Annotated in this window: 3 protein-coding genes; all 3 read right to left on the bottom strand. The window is 40.0% G+C overall.

Annotated features, from left to right (window positions below):
• A partial coding sequence (locus tag PX481_RS19085; RefSeq protein ID WP_353852202.1) for an oxygen-binding di-iron domain-containing protein occupies nt 1-567 on the bottom strand: 567 nt, incomplete at its 3' end.
• A 224-nt stretch (nt 568-791) separates the two neighbouring features.
• Nucleotides 792-1,292, bottom strand: coding sequence for a phosphate-starvation-inducible PsiE family protein (locus PX481_RS19090; RefSeq protein WP_002763297.1), 501 nt, complete (start codon nt 1,290-1,292; stop codon nt 792-794).
• A 119-nt stretch (nt 1,293-1,411) separates the two neighbouring features.
• The gene (locus tag PX481_RS19095; RefSeq protein ID WP_288095466.1) at nt 1,412-3,136 is read right to left on the bottom strand and encodes a diflavin flavoprotein; all 1,725 of its coding nucleotides are present in this window, start codon (nt 3,134-3,136) and stop codon (nt 1,412-1,414) included.
• Nucleotides 3,137-3,536: the final 400 nt, after the last annotated feature.

A 3,536-nucleotide genomic window follows, 5' to 3' on the forward strand; every position in this document is an offset into this window, starting at 1 on the left:
GCACAGATGCACACTAAAGAATTTATCGCTGTATAAAATTTGGGTTTTTTGGTCAAAAGTGCAGATTCCATCAGGCCAGTGCGGCGTAGGGACATTAATAAAACTGAGTTGATGACCTTGCCCCAAATCAAGAATTTCATCGGTTCGTATGCCCAAAATTTGGGCATCAGGCAAGGCATTTTTCAGGGTATTGACGGCAGCTTTAGAACAGAGGATGGTGATTTGATGGGTTTCGGCTAATAATGCCTTTAAAGTGACGATACGGTTGGGATTAACGTGACTGAGAATCAGATAATCGAGACGATGTAAGGGGATATATTGACGAATTTCTTCTAAATAAATTTCGGTGAAGGATTCTCCAGGAGGATCGATTAAGGCAGTTTTATCGCCACAGATAAGATAGGAATTAGCGGTGGTTCCCCGTTGACGACCATATTCTATTTCAAATTTTAATCTGTCCCAAGTACGGGAGCGAAAAACCCAAGTTTGATCGGCAATTTCTGCGCTTTGAACATCGCGGGGGCGATTATTGATAGCAGGATTGGGAATTAAAGTATTAGTGGTCATAATTGTTAATTTAGTTGTTGGTTGTTGGGTGTGGGGTGTGACCCCCCCCAACCCCCCCCGACATCGGGGGAGTAGGGTGTGGGGTGTGGGGTGTGGGGTGTGGGGGGAGTGAGGTTTTAGAGTTTTAGTTGAAATTACTCTATCTCCCCATTACCCTATTCCCCCATTTTCCTATCCCCTTCTAACTGATAACTGATAACTGATAACTGATAACTGATAACTGACTAAATTTTGCTGTTTATTTCAGTTAATTCTTTAACTAAATGTTGACGATAACGTTCAGAAACTTTTTGTTCAGGATCGATACCTTCAAAGGTGGGAGGAAGCCAAACTCTTAACACCATTAATGTACCGAGAACTATTAGAAAAGCACAGGCAGCTAATACTTGTGTCCAATTAGTTTCTAGGACTCCTCTAACAATTAATTCTCGCAAAACCGAGACGATAGAAACTTCCACGGCAACACCGATAGAAACTCGTTTTTCTTGCAAATAAATAATTAACAATCGGAACAATTCTACTAGAATTAAGAGGAATAAAATATCGGCGGTAATAATCCGAAATTGAATCGGTGGCAGCAGAGACATAAACATTTCTCTGACTTCTAACACCATGAAGCTAAATAAACCGATACAGAGAGAAATGACAATTAAATCTTGAATCATTTCTAAGACTTGCACTACTCGCACCATCATTGGGGAAGGGTTTTTAATTGGTTCGTACATTTTATTTCTCCTAAGATTGATAGAATTGGGTGTTAGCTGTTGGGGGGATTTTTCAGTGAGCAGTAACCAGTAATCAGTAATCGGTGAACTGATAACTGATAACTGATAACTGATAACTGTTAATAATGGTTGCCAACTTTGCGATGATGGACAGCAGTTAAGACATCTAAACGGGCAACTCGTCCGGTATTAACGGTACAATAAACTACCCAATGATCGCCGCAATCTAAACGACTGGTGACTTCACATTCTATGTAAGCTAAGGCATCCGCTAAAATTGGTGATCCATTATTGGCAGTATAGGTTTTAATGCCTTCAAAACGATTGGCACTGGGAGAGAAACGCTTGAGGAAATGTTTCATTAATTTCTGGTAATTATCCTCAGCTAAAACATTTAAAACAAAGGTATCGCTAGGCTGTAAAAAGGATACCATTGCCCGATCTTTGGCCACTGCAATCGCCACACCCAAAGGATTTAAACTTGCTTGTGTCACCCAAGAGGCAACCATAGCACTAGATAAATCAGTTTTTTGGGAAGTAATTAGGTATAATCCAGTGCTAATACGACCTAAAGCTTTTTCTAAGTCGTTGTTAATCGATTTAATTTGTTTAATCGTTTTTTCTCGGCTTAACCATTGGCCGAGGTCGGTTCCTGCTTCATCGGCAATTAAATCGAGGGATTGATGGGAATTGTCTTTAACTAAAAGAGGAGGAAAAGCTTCGATCGCCCCGATTTCCTGTAATTTATTTCTCAAGGGAAAAATTGGTTCATCTTCCCCACCTCCTGACTCAAATAATCCTACCGCTTGTTTGCCATTAATTGAAGCAAGAATTGTGCTTAAAATCGTCTGGTTAATCGGGGAAGATTGGGGAGGCATTCCGATGACAACTCCCTTAGACTGATTGATTAATTCTCTGACTTCGTGGGGATCAGCATTATTCATATCGACTAATTCTGTCACCACATCAGTTTTAGTCAAACCCTGACTAATCATAGTAGCTAAATGTTCGCTTTGTCCGTAATCTTGGGTAAAGAATATAGCCACTAAAGTATCGGCAGAAGTTTGTTCTTGACTCCAAGTTTGATAGCGTCCCACCCAATCAGAAATATGGTGTTTTAATAGGGGACCGTGACCAGTGGCAATGAGATTAATCTCAAATTTCTCGATTCTTTTAATTGCCCCTAAAACTGAACGAGCATTCGGTCGCATCAGACAGTCATAATAGGTTTGAAAATCGCCTTCTAGCAGCTCTTTTGCTTGATCGTAGGTTTGATCATCACAAAAGTGCATTCCGAAGGCATCACAGGTAAAAAGGGTGGCAGTTTTAGCATCAAAAGTGAAGATAGTATCGGGCCAATGAAGATTAGGGGCTGCAACAAATTCTAAGACATGACCATTACCTAAATCTAAAGTATCACCACTTTTAACTATTAACTGTTTAAAGGGTCTGTGTACCATGTTTTCGAGGAATTGCATGGCAACTTTTGCCCCCACCACGGTAACTTCTGGGACTAATTCCAAAACCTCTTTGACTAAACCACTGTGGTCGGGTTCGGTGTGACTGATAATTAAATAATCAAGATGATTGATGTTGATTAGTTTAGTTAATTCATCCAGATAAAGGCGATCGAATTTGCGGTGAGATGTGTCAATTAGGGCGGTTTTTTCCCCTTGAATAACAAAAGAGTTATAAGTGGTACCGTTTTCTAAACTAAATTCGATATCAAAACGATCGCGATCCCAATCCAAACAGCGCAAGGTAAAAGTATTTTCGGCGATTTCTTGGATTTGTGTGGTTAAACGGCTGGTTTTAGCGGGTTTTGGGGTGATTAAAGCAACCATAATTTCTATCTCCCACAGGATTTGATTCGGAACTGCATTTGCTTAATTCCTATGGTGACTTGCTTTCAGCGATTTGTAAAATACCAATTACTCAAGTAAATGATTAGTTAGATTTATATAACCTTTTCTCTATGGTTAAGGCTATTAATTGGAGTGCCGGCCCTACCGAATCAATACCTGAATACTGATTGTGCATCCTATCCACAAGTTAGCTTAGTCCTCGGTTGTGCTACCTGCACTTTTACCTATTTGTCAAGCTTTTTACATAATTCTTAATATTTATCCCGTTTTTGCTCTCTCGCTCTCCTCGGTTTTCTCGACCGAATCACTAAAATGATTAGGGGTGTTTTGTTTTCGATGTCAGTCCATGAGTGAACCTGTCACCCTTGAGGATATTTAC

The organism is Microcystis sp. M53603_WE2 (assembly GCF_030065435.1).